Here is an 18,452-nt window from a genome sequence, read left to right on the forward strand (position 1 = left end):
TAAGGTAGGAATATTTCTGGTTTAAGATCCGTTAATTTTAATTACAAAGGCTGTCAACAGCAGCCTCAAGTGTAGAAGTTTCAGCCTGCTGCTGGTAAATTTAGCTTTCAGAAAGCCAGACTGACTCGCTGTTGGCTCAACCATCTTTGAGTCTGCCTCTAACTACAGGATTTCTAACAGCAAAATATAATTTATTGTAGAAATTCAAAACATCATGAGTCGCAAGCAGGCCCAAGAAAAACTCTCTGAGGCAGAACAAAAGTATCGCACTCTGGTAGAGCAAATTCCGGGCGTTGTTTATATCTCACCAATTAATACCACTGCAAAAGAAGCTTATATTAGTCCGCAAGTGCAGCAATTATTGGGTATTGCTGCGGAAGATTGGAATCCTGCTTTCTTGAATAGTTGGTTAGATTACACTCATCCAGACGATCGCGATCGCTATTGGCAAGCTGTAAACACTGCGATCGCAACAGGAGAGCCTTTGAGGATCGAGTATCGGCTGATTAGGCGCGATGGCAGAACAATTTGGGTACGAAACCAAGCTAATCTCGTTCTCTGTGCCGATGGGCAAACTCAGGTACTTCAGGGTTTAGTGTTTGATATTAGCGAACAACAAGCTGCGCCACGCGATGTCTACGACGAGCTTCTCTACGAGACCCAACCCGTAGCTTGCTTCTTTGTTCGCGCAGCGTCCCGTAGGGAAGGAGTACGCTTACATAAACAGGCAGAAGCTACGCGGCAAGAAAGCGAAACGCGTTATCGTACTATCCTCGAAGACCAAACGGAACTGATTGCTCGAACCTTGCCAGATGGCACTTTTACTTTTGTTAATGAAGCTTTCTGTCGATTTTTTGGACTGAAGCAGGAAGAGATTATTGCCCAGCACTACAAACCTGTTGTGTTTGAGGAAGACCGGGAACGTGTATTTAGTCTGATAAATTCCATTAGCTTAGAAAATCCCGTTGTCACTATTGAAAATCGGGTCATAGCTTGCCAGGGGGTGCGGTGGACGCAATGGATTAACCGAGGGATATTTGATGACCAGGGTACTCTTGTAGAACTTCAATCGGTCGGACGAGATATTACCGATCGCAAACAAATAGAAGAAGCCCTAAGTGAAAATGAGAAAAAACTTCGTGCGATCTTTAATCAAACTATTCAGTGTGTGGGATTGCTTCAGCCGAATGGAGTTGTGTTAGAGGCCAACCAAACAGCACTAGATTGTGGTGGGATTACTCGAGAAGAAGTAGTCGGCAAGCCATTTTGGGAAGCAAAATGGTGGACAATTTCTCCAAATACCCAAGCGCAATTGAAAACTGCGATCGCAGCTGCTGCTAATGGTGAATCTATTCGCTATGAAGTTGAAGTTTGGGGTAAAGACGATCGAGTTATGACGATTGATTTCTCACTTCGTCCCATATTCGATGAAACAGGGCGTGTGGCACTACTGATTTCAGAGGGACGAGATATTAGTGAATTTCAAGCCGCGCTACGCGAACGCCATAAAGCTGAAGAAGCATTGCGCTCAAGTCAAGACTTTTTACAAAAGGTTGCTAATACCGTACCGAATATTTTGTATCTGTTTGACCTCTTACAAGGAACAAGCATTTATCTGAACGAGAAAAGTGTTACCGTTTTAGGCTACTCCCCAGAGGAAATTTGCCAAGCAGATCCGCAGTGGTTGATGAATTGCTTTCATCCAGACGACCAACACCTCTGCTATAACGTACCGAGTCGCTTCGTTAACCTGGGTGACAATGAAGTTCTTTCCACCGAATACCGATTCCGACACAAAGATGGAGAGTGGCGTTGGCTAAATACACGAGAAGTCGTATTTGCCAGAGATGTTAGTGGCACTCCAACGCAGATTCTTGGCTCGGTAGAGGACATTAGCACTCGCAAACAAGCTGAAGCGATGCTGCGACAACAGGCAGAGGGGGAACGGCTAATTACTGAAGTAACTCAACAGATTCGGCAATCACTGAAATTAGAAGAGGTTCTTAATACAACAGTCAACAGTATTCGTAACTGTTTGGGTTCAGATTCTGTAGCTATCTACCAGTTAGAGCCTGACGGAAGTGGCAATTTTGCGGCAGAGTCATTGGGTGATGACTACCCCCAGAGATTAGAACTGACAATGCACCCATTCTCGATCAAACGAGATTTTAGCCACTATTACCAGGGATTACCTACAGTCCTGCACGATATTCAGGAGTCTGATTTTTCAGCCGATCTTTTTGAATTATTACAACTCTATCAGATTAAGGCTGCTATAATAGTGCCGATTTTGAATGGAGAGCATCTATGGGGTTTACTCATTGCTCACCAGTGTGCCGCACCTCGTTACTGGCAGGCCTTTGAAGTTAATTTGTTGCAGCAGTTGGCCAGCCAGGTAGCGATCGCTATTCATCAATCAGTACTCTACCAGCAAGTACAAGCCGCCAATGAAGAACTAAAAAGATTGGCTACCCTAGATGGCTTGACTCAAATAGCCAATCGCCGCCGATTTGATGAGTATCTGGAGATTGAGTGGCATCGACTCAAACGCGAGCAAGTGCCGCTTTCTTTAATTTTGTTCGATGTCGATTTTTTTAAACTCTACAACGATACTTATGGTCATTTGGCAGGGGATGATTGTTTGCGGCAATTGGCGAGTGCCCTCAAAAATATTGTTAAGCGTCCAGCCGATTTAGTAGCCCGTTACGGTGGGGAAGAATTTGCTGTCATTCTACCTAATACAGAGATTCAAGGAGCAATCAATGTAGCTCAAACCATTCGACAAGCAGTCCGTAACTTAGTCATTCCCCATGCTCAGTCTAGTGTGTGCGATCGTGTTACCGTGAGTCTAGGCGTTGTCAGCATTGTGCCAAATTGCGAAATTTCGCCCTTAGGCTTAATTAATGCAGCGGACAAAGCACTTTATATAGCCAAACAGCAAGGGCGCGATCGAGTTTATGCTGTTTGTGTCGTTACCCCTTCTTAAGCCTAAGTTGCCAAAAGGAGGCTTAATTGTTCTAATTACGAATTAGCATTATACCTTGCTTCTTATCCCTAGCCCACAGTTGATAACCTTTGATAAGCTTTAACAAAATCACTGTTAAAAAATCTAAAAATTTTAGTAAAAGTACTCACTGCATTCGCCAGACTTGTATTTTTAGGTCAATGTAGTTTTTTAGATATTTGTAAAGTGTCGGGGAGTCTAGTAGATGAAGATACTGGTACTGAGTTGGGAGTTTCCACCAAGGATTATTGGGGGAATTGCGCGGCATGTAGCGGAGTTGTACCCAGAACTGGTAAAGCTAGGACATGAAGTCCACCTGATTACAACGGAGTTTGGTCAGGCATCAATGTATGAGGTGGTTGAGGGAGTAAAGGTGCATCGGGTGCCAGTTGGCCATAGTCACGACTTTTTCCACTGGGTAGTAAATCTCAACCTGAGTATGGGAGATCACGGTGGTAAGTTGATCTTGGAAGAAGGGCCCTTTGATTTAATTCATGCCCATGATTGGTTGGTGGGAGATGCTGCGATCGCTCTCAAGCATAATTTTAAAATACCACTAATTGCTACAATTCACGCTACAGAATACGGGCGCTATAACGGTATTCACACAGACATTCAAGGCTATATAAATGGCAAAGAAACCTTGCTGGCTTACAATGCTTGGCGGATTATTGTTTGTAGCGACTATATGCGCCAAGAAGTAGAACGAGCGCTACACAGTCCTTGGGAAAAAATTGATGTCATTTATAACGGTATCCGAGCCGAAAAAAAACAGCATCACATAGATTTTCATGCTCTGGATTTTCGCCGCCAATTTGCCACAGACAATGAGAAAATCGTTTACTACCTCGGTCGGATGACCTACGAAAAAGGTGTACCTGTATTGCTCAATGCCGCACCCAAAATCCTTTCCCAAATGGGAGGTAACGTTAAATTTGTGATCGTTGGTGGCGGCAATACTGACCATCTCAAGCGCCAAGCCTGGGATTTGGGAATTTGGCATCATTGCTATTTTACAGGTTTTCTCTCCGATGAATACTTAGATAAATTTCAAACTATCGCTGATTGTGCTGTGTTTCCGAGTCTTTACGAACCCTTTGGAATTGTGGCTTTAGAAAGCTTTGCTTCTCGTGTTCCTGTAGTAGTTTCTGATACTGGTGGTTTTCCAGAAGTGGTGCAACATACCAAAACAGGTATTGTGACTTGGGTTAACAATCCCGATTCTTTAGCTTGGGGAATTTTGGAAGTGTTGAAAAATCCAGGTTATCGGCAATGGCTGGTGGATAACGCTTATGAGGATTTAGAGCGACGCTTTAGCTGGCCGAAATTAGCTAAGAAAACCGAGGAAGTATATCAGCGAGTTGTGCAAGAGCGATCGCAAATTGCTTGGTAGTCTAGAGAATACACTCTTTCATATATGACATCAGGGACAGCTAAATTTAGCTGTCCTTAGCTATTGCTGAATCGAAGTGCATAAATGCCATTTTTTTTGAACTTGCATAAAGTTTTAATTAAGGGGTGATAGTTCTTCAACGTGCACAGCTTCAGCAAAAAGTGAATAACTAATAACTGATTTAATTTCTTGAGCAGAGTAAATTTAGCGAGGTTACAGATGTCACTTTTTCAATTACGTCATCATTAACGCTATGAGACTAGCCCTTTCAAGGTAGTGAGGCCATATCTTATGTTTGCTTTAAAGCCTTGCCAGACATTGATTCAGCCTAAATAACCTTTAAAAAATGGGAGGCGATCGCTTTAGAGAGTAACTTAGTCTCAGGTTTATCAACCTTTGCCGTTCAACTAATTTACTCATTCCGAGCGGAACTTCTCAAATTGTAGACTACAGTTTTGACAACAGTAAAGGCTGTCAGCTAATCCATGTAGTCTCTACAAGAGTTGTTTAATTAACCTTGAAAGGGCTGTTATGCACTGTGCAAATAGACAGTAGTATGCATGAGCGCTCCTTCCTTATAGGTAGGGTAAAAAAGTTTTCCCTTGCTCCGATTTCCAAAATTGGAAATGTAGTTTCCGCTCATGACGATGCCTTCCTAGTTAGCTTGGACTTATTGTTTGAGTTGTAAGGCAAACAATAAATATCGCAATTACGGAAGGATCTGAGAAAGCAGATTACAGCTGATCTGCATAATTTCTGTCAATTTAAGTCCTAACTCTCTTGCGGCACTTATTAATAAACAGCCGCGTAGTAAACAATCAATGGAAAACTTCAGCCGAATTTAAGTGCACAGAAAGATTGCACTCAAGTTTTGTTGAAAACAAATCATGATTAAGGAAAATTGTCATGCCCTTAAATAGACTTTTTGATTCAGGACAGGCTTTGCCAATACCTGATGTGCAAAAAACTACTTTTGCATTAGATGCAGTTGCTCGTTTGGTTTGCAATACTTGGGAAGAAATCCTCGGAGCACAAGCAGGTGGTCAATTTGACGCTGTGGTGATTGGTTCAGGGATGTATGGTGCATACACAGCTACCAAGTTGTTTGAGTTTGGTAAGGATTTACCAAACCGACAACCACGCATTCTAGTTTTGGAGTCTGGGCCATTCCTGATCAGCGAACATTTTCAAAATCTGACTCGTGTTGGTAACTTATTTAACTCAGTTTTGGAACCACTGGTTGAGCCAAATTCCCAGGGAAGAAACATCGGCGAACCCTCAAACTATGCCGGTGCTAATAGGCTAAATGACCATCACCGTTGTGTGGGTGGCAAATCGCTGTTTTGGGGCGGCTGGACACCGCGTCTGGTCGAAGAGGATCTCAAACATTGGCCCCCCGAGGTTGTGGAATATCTGCGGCTCAAACAGCAGCCCGACGGCTATGAATACGTAGAGCGTGAAATCGGCACTTGGCCTGTCGCCGACTTTATCAATGGCGATCTGTTCGATATTCTCAAAGACCGTGCTAAAAGCGTGTTGAGCAAAGTGCCGTCACTAACAACAGTGCAAGATCCACCGATCGCAGTGCTAGGTCAATCGCCAGGCTCTGGCTTGTTTAGTATGGACAAGTTTAGCAGCTTGCCTCTGCTGCTCAATGCCATCCGCGAAGCCAGTAATCAAAATGATGCCAACCGACGGCTGTTTCTCGTGCCCAACGCCGAGGTAATCAAGTTAGAAACTAGTAACGGCGTCGTCACCCAAATTGTGGTGGCTTTAAAAAATCCGTTTGACCCCAACAACAAGAGCCAAGCTCGAATCGTGCGTCTGGATGTCAAACCCAGCGCTGCGATCGTGCTGGCAGGCAATACTGTCAACTCAACACGCCTGGCTTTAAACTCATTCCCACGCCCCAAAGCGTTGCAGCCTAACTCCGAGTTGATCGGGCGAAACTTGATGGTTCACGTTCGTGGCAACTTCATCTGGAAGATCACCCGCCCCGCCTTGGGTGTTCCGTCAACACTAGAAAAAGAGTTGCAGACTGCTGCTCTCCACATCCCAGGCTCAACACAAACGGCCAAAGGCCCGGGACAATTCCACTTTCAGTTTTATGCTGCCCCGAATGTATTCACCTCCGCTTTTCCTGGTGCCCCCAATAATCCGGAAGAGTTCCTCTACCGGGTGGTGCCGAACATTGAGGAGTTTGAGAAGATTCTCGCCGCTCAAACTACCGGAACGATTGAGAATAAGGTTGTGATCGGCATTCGCACCTGTGGCGAAACCTTTGGCGATCGCACAACCCCAATCGGTAATCCTAATAGTAGTTGGATCAGTGTCAATCCCTTTGGCGGTACTGGCGATGATGTGTACTTTGAGAACGGACGGGAACTGCGCGTACCTAAAGCATTTGTAAACCTAGTAGAAACGCCCGCAGACAAACAAGTTCGAGATGCTCAGTCTGAAGCAGCTTTTGCCTTCATTGAGGCGTTGGCTGGTCAACCAAAAGGCACTGCCACCAAAAGAGACCCCAATGCACCAATTGAGTTCTTTAGCGGCGGGGAAGATGGAATAGGTACCACTTATCACGAATCAGGGACATTGTGGATTGGTAATGACTTCACCACATCGGTCACTGATGTAAATGGTCGTTTCCACCACGTATCTAATGCCTATTGCGTAGATCAGTCTATTTTCACTACCGTTGGTTCAGCGAATCCTGTACCCACAGGGCTAACCCTATCTCGTAAAATTGCTCGCTCAATTATTGAACGCTACTCCCAAGTTCAAACTGTTGACGATGAACCAGGTTTTGAAACTCTTTATCGGGGTAACTTCAAGGCTGATGGTTGGGAAATTGCAGCATCAGGTAGCCAAAACTTCTTTGATGTCCCAAATCAGAGTGGTGCTGTGCTTGGTGCAGGTGTTGGTAATAAGAATGTCGCCCTGGGCGTTCTCTGGTTTACTCGGAAAAAATTCAAGAATTTCATCCTGAGGTTGGACTGGAAAGCCTTCGACATCGAAGCTAACTCTGGTATTTTCCTGCGAACACCAGAACCTAAGGCTCTTGATGATAGCTTCTATCATTCCAGCACCGAAATTCAAATCGATGAACGCGGTTACGATTTTCCCAATAATGTTTATGGTAGTCCCTTGCACAAAACAGGTGCAGTATATGAAGTTTTCCCCGCTCAAAAATGGGCTGCTAAGGTCTTAAGTCCGCGCAACTCTGGTAACCAAGAATACTGGAACAGCTATGAAATCAGAGTGCAAGGTAATGAGATTGAAGTCAAACTCAATGGTCAATTAGTTAGTAAAGGAGCCTTCTCGGGACTCTTGGGATTCGCCGATCCCAGCGATGGTAAGAAGAAGCGTTCAGAAGGTTTCATTGGCTTCCAGTGCCATACCGAAGTAGTTCAGTTCCGCAACATTCGGATTAAGGAACTGTAATCAGAATATTGCGACACCTTGGTACCATTCCAAGCTGACCTCTTCCCTACTGGCCCCTACGGTACACACAAGTCGAATTACCCCCCTTAATCCCCCCTTATAAAGGGGGGAAAGAGGAAGTTTAGTTCCCTCCCCAATGCATCGGGGAGGGCTAGGGTGGGGTAAAACCTATGTTTTCCAGCTATTTTCAGACTTGTGTGTACACCGTAGCCCCTAAAAGGAGAGGGGAAGAAAAGCTTCCTATTCCCTTATAGGGAACTCTGTTGGAGGGTTAGGTTTCATGACTGTACTTTATCCAACCGAGAATCGTTACAAATGCGATCGCACGAAAAATACTTTCCCAACACGATTCAGCATCTTAAGTTGTTTAAGGAGTAAACAATGCCACTAGACCTCAATTCCAACAAAGAACCTATTGACCAGAACGACCAACAGTATCAAGATGTTCTCCAAGACTTACAAGGCAACATTCTCAAATCACATGGAAGAGACAACTCTGTACATATTTTCTTAACTTTTCCCAATCCCAAAAACAATCTGGACAAAATCAGATCGCTTAAGCAATGGATTGCTCAACTCGCAAATAAAGATATTATCTCTACCAAGAAGCAGTTAGATGATGCTGTTGCCTGGAGAAATGAAAAACGTGATGCAGGTGTATTTGTCCACTTCTCTTTATCTTCGTCAGGCTACGCAAAACTAGGTTTACCTAATTCTCAACAGCCGAAAAGTCCCAATCTTCAGAATCGAAAAACACCTGACGAAAAACAACTGAATGATGACTATGCTGATGTCTTCCAAGACGGCATGAAGACCCGACAGTATGCACTTCTAGATCCACCAGTTAGCGCTTGGGAGGGAGGATTTCAGAACGACATTGATGCATTGGTGATCATAGCAGCCAATAATTTAACAGATGTCAATAAAAAACAATCAGAAATTACCGACCAACTGAGGAACATTGCGACAATAGCCACTGTTGAGCCAGGACTGGTAATCCGTCGCAAGTTTAATAACACTGGCAAGAATAATGTTGTTGAGCCTTTTGGCTTCACAGATGGTGTTGGCGACCCGCTCTTTTTTCAGAAAGATGTAGTTGAAGAACAAGGCAATATTGCCAAAAATCTGTTCAGCGCTCGACTCAATCTTGCCCTGGTTCAAGATCCCTTTGGCACTCAAAATGTTAGCTTTGGTAGTTTTCTTGTCTTTCGCAAACTTGAGCAAAATGTTCAAGGATTTAAAAAAGCCGAAGTTGCCTTAGGTAATGCATTGGGGATCTCTCCTCAGCAAGCTGGAGCAATGGTAGTAGGACGTTTTGAAGATGGCACACCACTTGTTCAATCAGAAAAAGACGGGCAAAAAAACCTAAATAACTTTGACTATAGTGATGATGCTGCTGGATTAAAATGTCCATTCCAAGCGCATCTTCGCACAACTAATCCGCGATTAGAATCGGTTAGAAAAGGCGGGCCTTTTGCCCAGAGCCAAGAACAGGAGCTTGGACATCGGATTACACGACGTGGAGTCACCTATGGTGCAGAGATCAGCGACTATAGCAACCTCGATCGACTACCTAAAGGTGGTGTTGGGTTGCTATTCATGTGCTACCAGTCTGATATCTGGGAACAATTTGAGTTTATTCAGCGGTTCTGGTCTAACAATCCCACATTCCTTGAACCCGCTATGTCCCTGTCGCGCAACATAGAAAATAAAAATTACGACAGAACCGGATTGGATGCAGTCAGTGGTCAAAGCCAACCTGGTCAAAGCGATCCGGTGATTCAAGAAGTGCCACAGCCAGCGCAAAACTGGTTAAAAGAGCGGGATCAACCAACCGCAAAATCTGATGTCAAGTTTGTAAACTTCGTAACACTCAAGGGCGGTGAGTACTTTTTCTCGCCAAGTATCAGTTTCCTGAAGAACTTGCCCAACCTACCTGAGGATTTCACCGCGCCACAACTTCAAGAACCCATACCAAGCAAAACATACGTTGTGCGACAAGGTGACGATTTATCAAAGATAGCCCAGAGAGCTTACGGTGATGAAAGTATCTTCACGTTAATCTATGAGGCTAATAAAAATGTAATTGGGCCGAACCCTGGCTCGCTTTTAGCTGGGCAGATACTTTACATTCCAATACTGCCAACAAACATTAGACCTGAACCTGGGAAAGAATATGTTGTGCTACCAAATGATTATCTCTTTTTGATAGCCGAAAGAGCTTACAGTGATGGCAATAGGTTCAGAGAAATTTATGAAGCTAATCGAGATGTGATTGGGCCCGACCTTACCGTACTCGTGCCTGGGCAGCGAATTCGCATTCCGTAACTATAGGGAACAACACCTAAAGGCTCCGCCAAAGAAAGCGTTGACTTTAGAGATGCGATGAAGAATTAAGTCAATTTCAACAACTGAAAGATAGGAGAGAACAACAATGGCAAATCTATCTACCTTACCTTCAACAGAAACCCAAACCAACCGCCACTTGAGACTGATCTCTGACAGCGTGGGTGATTTTTCTACTGCTGGTGCCGTGATAGAGCTTGATTGGCAATATACTTTCTTGGGCGGCAGAGGCGGATTTTATTCTGCATCGCCATTACGCATTTCTGTGACGCCAGCGCATCCCGATCTTGTGGATAATATAAAAGTGAAGCTGGTGGAACCTAATGGCCGTACCGGGGCGTTGGATAAGGAAGAGAATGTTACGCTCGATCGCGAAAATGACAAGTACGTTGGGCAAATTACCTGGGATTCAACAACCAACAATCCTTATCAAGAGTTAAGCGTCTTGTTTGAAAACCGCAGCAATAGTGCTAACCTCTCTCCTTCTCTGTTGAAAGACCCAATCAGCAAGCGTTTTAATTTCTTAATTTCGTTGCATAGTGAAGGCGTGTAATTCGGGCTAATGATTGGGAAACAGCCAATATTCTTTGGTTAAGGAAAATTATTTGTTGAGGCAAGCAGTTTTTGAGTAGGGGGAGTTTTTCTCCTCCTACTTCTCCAGTTGATCCGAACCGTATTCAGAGTTACCTTCTTGGTTTTCAATTTTGGATTTCATCTGGTCAAAATTATAGCGGTTGTCGCTTCAAGCGATCGCGAGAGAATATTGCTGTGCCCCTACTGTGTATTGTGGTGTATTGCTTCCATTGGAGAAGGAGAAGCACTATAAAAGACACAAGTAATAGGGAGATTTTCGCAGAATAGGGCAGAGAATAAATGATTACTCCGCGATATTTTGCGTTAACAAACAGTACAAGCCCTGTACGCTGGAAATTCTACCCTATCTAGTGCCAGAGTTAAGCTAGTACGCGTCTAAGTTGCACATTTTTTCGTTAAAACTGTCATTTGTCATTAATTATTTACAAAGGACATCTGATAAATGACTAATGACAAAAGACGAATTTCACGGATAAATAAGCAATTAAAGTGCGTAACAGCCTAGCAATAATTGCAGTTTGCTCCAGAAGTTTAGTATGACAAAGGCATTCCCAAGCATAGCAAGGCGCTTGAAAAGTACAGGAATCAAGTTGTTGAAAATGGGAACCTTCCTAATAACCCGTTTTATTGCAAGCTGGAAACGCTACTTCCTGGGTGACACTGTTGATGTCCGCCCCTCCCCATCTCCCTCCTATGATGTCCGTCCCTCCTTAGGGGGCCCAGTCCTGAGCTTAGGTGGGGGAGGCCCTGATGTCGATGATGCTATCCAATGGATGATTAACCAAGTTCGGGGAAGTAGCAACTCCAGTACTAAAGTTAATGTTGTAGTTCTCCGCACTAATGGTAATCACGATTACAATCGGCTAATTTCTGCTATGAAGGGCGTAAACTCTGTGGAAACTCTTCTGGTTAGCAATAGACAAGAGGCAAACAAAGCCGAGATTTATGAAAAAGTCAGAAATGCTGATGTGGTTTTCTTTGCTGGCGGCGACCAATGTCAATACATCCGCAACTGGAAAGATACCAAGCTTGAGGCTGCTGTTAAGTCAGTTTACCTGAAGGGAGGTGGTGTTGGTGGCACCAGTGCGGGTGCGATGATCCAAAGTGATTGTGTCTATGATGCTTGTGCTTCTTCCGAAAAAGGCATTGAAACTAGAGACGCACTCGAAGATCCTTACCGGGACATTACTTTTACTTACAACTTTTTCAATTGGAGTAATTTGAAGGGAACTATTGTAGATACACACTTCGACAGGCGAGAAAGAATGGGTCGAATTATGACTTTCATTGCCCGTCAAATTAAGGACGGTGTATCTAGCAGTGTTTTAGGCATAGCAGTTAGTGAAAGTACATCGGTTCTTGTGGATAAAAACGGTTTGGTAAAAGTTATGGGTAGGGGTGCGGCGTACTTTGTACTTGGAAATCATCTACCGGAAGTATGCGAACCTCGAAAGCCTTTGACCTTTTCCAATTACAAAATTTGGAAAGTTCGCAGTGGCGATACCTTTAACTTGAGAAACCGGCCAACTTCTGGGTACTATCTCAGGAGTGTCAAAAGGGGACGGATTGATTCAAATCCTTATTAAAATTTGAATGTTGAGCCTCAAAAGCTCAATTTTGACCTTTTGAGGCTCGAAGTTGACCTTCTGAAGCTCGACGTTGACCTTCTGAGGCTCAATGTTGACCTTCTGAGGCTCAATGTCTCCTATTTTCTACCAAGTAACTCCACAATTTTCATCAAAAAACCCTCCGCTTGAAGCATCATCAGGTAAAGTAGCAAGTCTTACTGCTGCGTAGGTGTAGCCCCCCGTAGGGATCGCTCCTTGCTCAACAGTGCGATACCCTTGGTATTGATTAATATCAGTCGCTGTGAAACCAGGGTCAGCAGCATTGATTTTAATCGCGGTATCTTTAAGTTCAGCAGCAAACAGAACTGTGAATTTAAACGGAGTTTATTCGCCGCTTCTTCACCACGTTTTATATCTCTTGCACCAACAAGAACGGTAGCACCTCTAGAACCGAGTTGCCGTGCAATCTCATACCCAATACCTTTGTTTGCACCAGTGATCAGCGCAACTTTGCCTTTTAAATCTTCTGACATGTGACTTCTCTATTTTGATAAACACTGGCAACTGTTAATATCTTCGAGCAAGCCTACGGAAGACAAGTGGCTCAAGTCACTTGTCTTGTTAATTGAGATAGTAGCTGGATTTACACCGTGCTGTACTAATGTATAAGTAGTATGTATCAACACAACATTCAGGATTTAGTAATCCTACATAAGTAGTGATTCGCTGTCGTGTTTTCAGCAGTAGTCATTCACACTTCAGATAGCGGTTGAGAAAATATTTGTAACCTAAACTAGCAATTGACTCAAAAATCCTTGGAGAAAATAGATATGCAAACCAAACAGCTCGGTAATTCGGAGCTTCACATTACCCCAATTGGCTTTGGTGCTTGGGCGATCGGTGGAGGTGGGTGGGCTTTTGGTTGGGGAGTGCAGGATGACCAGGAATCGATTGAAGCGATCAATCGCGCTCTTGACCTCGGTGTTAATTGGATTGACACCGCAGCTATCTATGGTCTGGGACATTCTGAGGAGGTTGTGGCTAAGGCGCTCAAAGGTCGATCTAGTCGCCCCTACATTTTCACTAAATGCTCAATGATCTGGGATGAAAAGGGTGAAATTGGTCGCAGCCTCAAGGCGGATTCGGTGCGGCGGGAAGTTGAAGCCAGTCTGCGCCGACTCGACATTGAAACCATTGATCTCTACCAAATCCACTGGCCTAACCCTGACTCAGAAATTGAAGAAGGCTGGACAACTCTCGCCAAGCTCAAGAATGAGGGTAAGGTTCGCTATATTGGGGTTTCAAACTTCAATGTAGAACAGTTGAAACGTGTCCAGGAGATTGCACCAGTTATCTCATTGCAACCACCTTATTCACTGGTGAAGCGCGATGTTGAGAAGGAAATTCTGCCTTTTTGTAAGGAAAACAACATCGGTGTGATTGTGTATTCGCCTATGCAATCTGGTTTGCTCACAGGAAAGATGACACCTGAGCGGATTGCCAATTTACCAGATGATGATTGGCGTAAGAAGAGTGATGAGTTTCAGGAGCCACGTCTATCTCGTAACCTGAAACTGGTCGAGGTGTTGCAGCACATTGGTGAACAACACGATCGCTCGGCCGGTGAGGTGGCGATCGCTTGGACTTTAAACAATCCGGCGGTGACAGCTGCGATCGTTGGCGGACGTAATCCAAAGCAGGTGGAAGGAATCATCAGTGCTGGGGAATTTCGCCTCAATCAGCAGGAACTAGATCAAATTGGTACTTTCCTGCGCGAAAATCTCTAAAATCTCTGATATCAGAAACCCCACGCATCAAGCTGGGGGTTTAGAGGTTGTTTGAAAAGTCTACGGTTATATCGAGATCCTCCTAAGCAAGCCTTTTTTTTCAAAGTCCTCCTTTTTAAGGAGGATTTAGGAGGATCTAAAATTTTTGATACATCAGCCACTACTTTTCAAACATCCTCTTATTCATATTTTTATTCAGCAACCCCAAAAAGTTGTTTCACTTTGTCGCTACACCGATAATATGAGGACTAACTATCGGCAATTGTGCGTCAAATCGCTCATAATTCACACTAGCAAAACCAGCATTTTCTAAGGATATCCAAGTTTCTCTATCTGGATGACAACCATCACCTATCGCTTTCCAAATCGGATTAATTGCGCTTTGTAGTTGTCGTAATAAACTTCCTTGAGGTGCAGCAACATGTTCAATAAATAAGAAGCGTCCACCTGGTTTGAGTACTCTTAAAATTGCCTGTAATGTATAATCTATATTCGGCACTGAACACAAAACTAAGGTACTCACAACTGTATCTATGCTGTTATCTTCAGCATCTAACCATTCAGCATTACCAATGCGGAGGTCGATGTTTAAACTCAGTTTTTCTGCTTGTTTTTGGAGATAGGAATGCATGTGTGGGTTTGGCTCGATTCCTATCCAGTGGATATCTTTAGGGTAGTAGGGTAAGTTAGGACCTGTTCCTGGAGCAATTTCTAACACTTTACCTTGGAGATTAGCAAAAAGAGAACGTTTGCGCTCGCTCACAATTTTATCATACGTACCGCTACTTTGAGCCATCATCCAGGCAAAAAAACGTTTACCAAAGCTGGCACTAATCTGATTTGGTGAATCTCCAATAATTTGGTTGACAGTCATTATCTATTTCCTAATTCCTGAGGCTAAAAATCGGTATGCCAAGCAATCATTTATAGCCTCAAGGTACGATATTTTGTGTTTATTGTACCTCACCCATTAGAATCACCTGATAGGGTGATTTTGATAAATATACACACATAACGACTTACCGCAAGCTACTACAGAAAGAGCAAAAGTATAGAAGCAAAAGTAGAATTTACCTATATAGTTCTTTCAAGGTTGAGTTTTTTCAGATTTGGTCAAATTCTGTCTTTCTGCTAACCAGGTAAACAACACAATACCGCACAGGTCAGCGGCTAAGTCAACTAAATCAAAGCTACGATAGGGTGAAAATAATTGAATTACCTCATCAACTATACAAAAAAATATTACAATCAGTGATGCCATCGGCAGAGAAATATTGAATATTTGAATCTTACGTTTGTTTAATGCTAGATGGCCCAAGTAAGCAGCGATCCCTAGCAATAGGAAATGCAAAATTGTATCATAATAAGGGATTTGTGATATTTTTGCTGGAATAATTCTCAGGTAGGCTGACATCGAGATAAACATTAAAATTCCAAAGTAAACCCAAAATGCAAAAATCCACCGCTGATTAGATTTCATTCTGATGATTTTAAAAAGTATTTATGAGCAATCCAAAGATAACAAAGAGCATTCCACAATCGGGAACGCTCTTGGTTAAATTCTATTAAGATAATATGAATTAAAATCAGGCATGAAGATTTGCTTGTTCCTGTAACCAAGGATCTACAGGTTGTCCATCTTTGCGGCGTAATTCAATTTCTACTACCATCACTTCTTTTGAACCAGGAGGTGCAGGTTTTTTATTGAAAATAATGTCATAATCATCTGGATTGTGTTTACGTTCTTTCAACCATTCTTGTACCTTGGTTGTGGCAAAAAATGATTGCCCTTGCTCAAACATTCGGGTAATCTGCAATTGCAGTGTATAAGGATTTATGCGACCCATTTTCTACCGCCTTTGTTAAGTTAATTTTAGGATAAGTAATCTGCTTACCCTAGATAATAATCATGTTAGTGCGAAGTACCCACACCTGACACTTTGCATACAGCTATAAACTTCCAGTTTCAACGCTCTGCTATTTGTAAGAACAAAGTCTGAACTTAGTTCGGTGTATGGTGCAACAACTTAGTAATGTTATAATAGTACCTCACAAAAACTAATGTCAAAAACTTGACAGCACTTCACTACCGAAGCTGTACGTATACCAAGAGACGAGGAAAGGGAATAGTTAAGGACTGTTCAGCATTTCCCACTGCTTCTACAACATATAACTACTTAATTCTGTTATAGATTGGAGAGAGGCACGCCGCTTCAAAAACTGACCAACAGACTGAGATGGTTGTTATGAAGAGCAAAAATCAAGCTGTTTTCGCTTTAATTGTAAAAAGCACTATTGTATTTTTACCCTTACTGTTATCCGTTGGAATTGCCAGTGGACAATCTGCGCTATCACCCTCCCCAACAATAACTCCTACTCCAGTCTTATCGAATCAAGAACGGGAAGAATTAGCGCGACTACGAGCCGAAAAGCGAATTCAACAGCAAGTCCAATCTGATTTTAATAGCGCTTTTAGCCGTACAACTATCTTACTCAATGTCTGGCTAGTTATATTAAGTCTATTTCCAGTTGCAATCATTGCTTTATTTTGGCTCCTGCGCCGGGTGGTAATCCGTGAAATTGTTGATAGAGCAATGCAACAACTACAAGGAATGGAAAATTTGCAAAATCAGCTAACCACTGTTAAGCAAGAGGCTGAAAATGTTATTCAAGAAGCTAAAAAAATCAATTATGAATTAGAACAAGAAACGACTGCTTTACAACAAAAAATTAAAAGCGAACAAGAAAATGTATCTCTCCTTACATCTGAGCTAGATTTAGCTAAAGCACAAGTATTAGGTAGATTAGAAACTGAACTCAAAAAGTCTCAAGAAAATATAGAAAATTTAGAGTCAAAATTTGCTTCTGGGCTATCTAAGTTAGAGTTTGATGTTCAACAACAAAGAGAGATAGCACTGGAAAATCTCGGAAAATTAGTTTCGGTTATGGCAGAGGAACTGTCTAATTTAAAGTCAGGTATGCAACAACAGCAGGAAGTAGCCGTTGCTGATTTAGAAATCTCAAAGTCTGAGTTCACATCTCAACTTTTTAAATGGCAGTCTGATGCTCAAACCCAAAAGGATATAGCTCTTGAAAGTTTAACAAAGTTGCAGTCAGAATTTGCTGATAATTTATCAGAATTACAGAGAGATGCTCAAAAGCAAAAAGAGATTACATTTGAAAGTTTAGGAGAATTAGATAAACAATTGAAACTTGAATTATCTGAATTACAGGTAGATGCTCAGGAGCAAAAAAATAAAATTGTTGAGAGCTTAACAGTATTGCAGTCAGAATTTGCTAATAAACTATCAGAATTACAAGGAGATGCTCAAAAGTGCAAAGAGTTAATCATTGAGAATTTAGAAAAATCTGGTTCTGAATTCACTTCGCAATTCTCAGAATTACAAGTGAATGCTCAACAACAAAAGATTCTCATTTTGGAGAAGCTGGAAAGATTAGAAACTGAATTTGTCTCTCAACTCTCTGAGTTACAATTGGATGCCCAAGAAAGAAAGGATCTGATTCTTCAAGAATTAACTGAAATTACACCAGAATCCATTCCAGAAGCAGGTAATTCTGAAGTTAAGGAAGAAATACAGGAACAGCCACAACAACCGGAATTAACCGCTGATGAGTATGTACAACAGGGAGACGGGCTGTTTTCTAAAAGGCGTTATGAAGATGCGATCGCAGCTTACAACCAAGCGGTTAAAATCCAACCTGATGAACCTGTGGCTTGGTTAAAACGAGGTCTAACTCTCGGAAGATTGAAACGCTACAAAGATGCGATCGCTTCCTACGATCGAGCTATTCAGATTCAGCCAGATTATCATCAAGCTTGGTGCGATCGCGGCGTTGCTTTTGGTAACTTACAACAACACCAGCAAGCCTTTGGCTCATTTGACAAAGCTACACAAATCAAGCCTGATGATGCAGTTGCTTGGTTAAATCGCGGTCTTTCCTTAGTAGCATTAGAGCAATATGAAGAGGCAATAGCGTCTTTGGATAAAGCGCTGGAATTCCAACCCAATTCTCCCAAAATTTGGGATAAACGCGGTTATACTTTGGTGAGATTGGGACGCGATGATGAAGCGATCGCTAGTTTTAACAAAGCCTTAGAAATTAAGCCAGATTATGCAAGTGCCCATTACAACAAAGCAGCCTGTTACGCACTGCAAAGACAAGTTGAACGATCTCTGCTAACTCTACAACAAGCGATTGAACTTAATCCCAGGTATAAAGAAGACGCAGCAACTGACCTAGATTTTGATGAGATTGCCGATGACGAGCGCTTTAAGCAGTTAATTGCAGAATAA

General features: G+C 42.7%; 12 protein-coding genes. 8 read left to right on the forward strand and 4 right to left on the reverse strand.

Features of this window, described 5'->3' with window-relative positions; all coding sequences use genetic code 11:
- Window positions 1-214 precede the first annotated feature (214 nt).
- The 6 genes from RM347_RS03850 to RM347_RS03875 all read left to right on the forward strand — a co-directional run bounded on the left by RM347_RS03850 (window position 215) and on the right by RM347_RS03875 (window position 12,367).
- Window positions 215-2,986: a PAS domain S-box protein gene (locus RM347_RS03850; RefSeq protein ID WP_322719043.1), complete on the forward strand. Its 2,772-nt coding sequence runs from the start codon at window positions 215-217 to the stop codon at window positions 2,984-2,986.
- Between the two features lie 223 nt (window positions 2,987-3,209).
- A complete protein-coding gene (locus RM347_RS03855) occupies window positions 3,210-4,397 on the forward strand; it encodes a glycosyltransferase family 4 protein (protein ID WP_322719042.1) in 1,188 nt (395 codons plus the stop codon).
- Between the two features lie 906 nt (window positions 4,398-5,303).
- Window positions 5,304-7,841, forward strand: a complete 2,538-nt coding sequence (locus RM347_RS03860) for a family 16 glycoside hydrolase (protein WP_322719041.1) — start codon at window positions 5,304-5,306, stop codon at window positions 7,839-7,841.
- Between the two features lie 381 nt (window positions 7,842-8,222).
- Window positions 8,223-10,169, forward strand: a complete 1,947-nt coding sequence (locus tag RM347_RS03865; RefSeq protein WP_322719040.1) for a LysM peptidoglycan-binding domain-containing protein — start codon at window positions 8,223-8,225, stop codon at window positions 10,167-10,169.
- 106 nt (window positions 10,170-10,275) lie between these two features.
- Window positions 10,276-10,740: a hypothetical protein gene (locus RM347_RS03870; RefSeq protein WP_322719039.1), complete on the forward strand. Its 465-nt coding sequence runs from the start codon at window positions 10,276-10,278 to the stop codon at window positions 10,738-10,740.
- 577 nt (window positions 10,741-11,317) lie between these two features.
- Complete coding sequence (locus RM347_RS03875; RefSeq protein ID WP_322719038.1) at window positions 11,318-12,367, forward strand: cyanophycinase; 1,050 nt, start codon at window positions 11,318-11,320, stop codon at window positions 12,365-12,367.
- 197 nt (window positions 12,368-12,564) lie between these two features.
- Here RM347_RS03875 and RM347_RS03880 read toward each other — a convergent pair whose 3' ends face one another.
- Window positions 12,565-12,882 (reverse strand): SDR family NAD(P)-dependent oxidoreductase, encoded by a 318-nt coding sequence (locus RM347_RS03880; protein WP_322719037.1) that lies wholly within the window; start codon window positions 12,880-12,882, stop codon window positions 12,565-12,567.
- A gap of 297 nt (window positions 12,883-13,179) precedes the next feature.
- Between RM347_RS03880 and RM347_RS03885 the strand changes: the two genes are divergently transcribed.
- Window positions 13,180-14,136 (forward strand): aldo/keto reductase, encoded by a 957-nt coding sequence (locus tag RM347_RS03885; protein ID WP_322719036.1) that lies wholly within the window; start codon window positions 13,180-13,182, stop codon window positions 14,134-14,136.
- Window positions 14,137-14,353: 217 nt separating this feature from the next.
- Here RM347_RS03885 and RM347_RS03890 read toward each other — a convergent pair whose 3' ends face one another.
- From RM347_RS03890 to RM347_RS03900, 3 genes are all read right to left on the reverse strand, one after another.
- A complete protein-coding gene (locus tag RM347_RS03890; RefSeq protein WP_322719035.1) occupies window positions 14,354-15,010 on the reverse strand; it encodes a class I SAM-dependent methyltransferase in 657 nt (218 codons plus the stop codon).
- A 213-nt stretch (window positions 15,011-15,223) separates the two neighbouring features.
- Complete coding sequence (locus tag RM347_RS03895) at window positions 15,224-15,616, reverse strand: VanZ family protein (protein ID WP_322719034.1); 393 nt, start codon at window positions 15,614-15,616, stop codon at window positions 15,224-15,226.
- A gap of 106 nt (window positions 15,617-15,722) precedes the next feature.
- On the reverse strand, window positions 15,723-15,983 hold the full coding sequence (locus tag RM347_RS03900; protein ID WP_322719033.1) for a hypothetical protein: 261 nt from the start codon (window positions 15,981-15,983) through the stop codon (window positions 15,723-15,725).
- Window positions 15,984-16,382: 399 nt separating this feature from the next.
- Between RM347_RS03900 and RM347_RS03905 the strand changes: the two genes are divergently transcribed.
- The gene (locus RM347_RS03905; protein ID WP_322719032.1) at window positions 16,383-18,452 is read left to right on the forward strand and encodes a tetratricopeptide repeat protein; all 2,070 of its coding nucleotides are present in this window, start codon (window positions 16,383-16,385) and stop codon (window positions 18,450-18,452) included.

Source organism: Nostoc sp. ChiQUE02 (genome assembly GCF_034531305.2).
Classification (GTDB): Bacteria; Cyanobacteriota; Cyanobacteriia; order Cyanobacteriales; family Nostocaceae; genus Nostoc.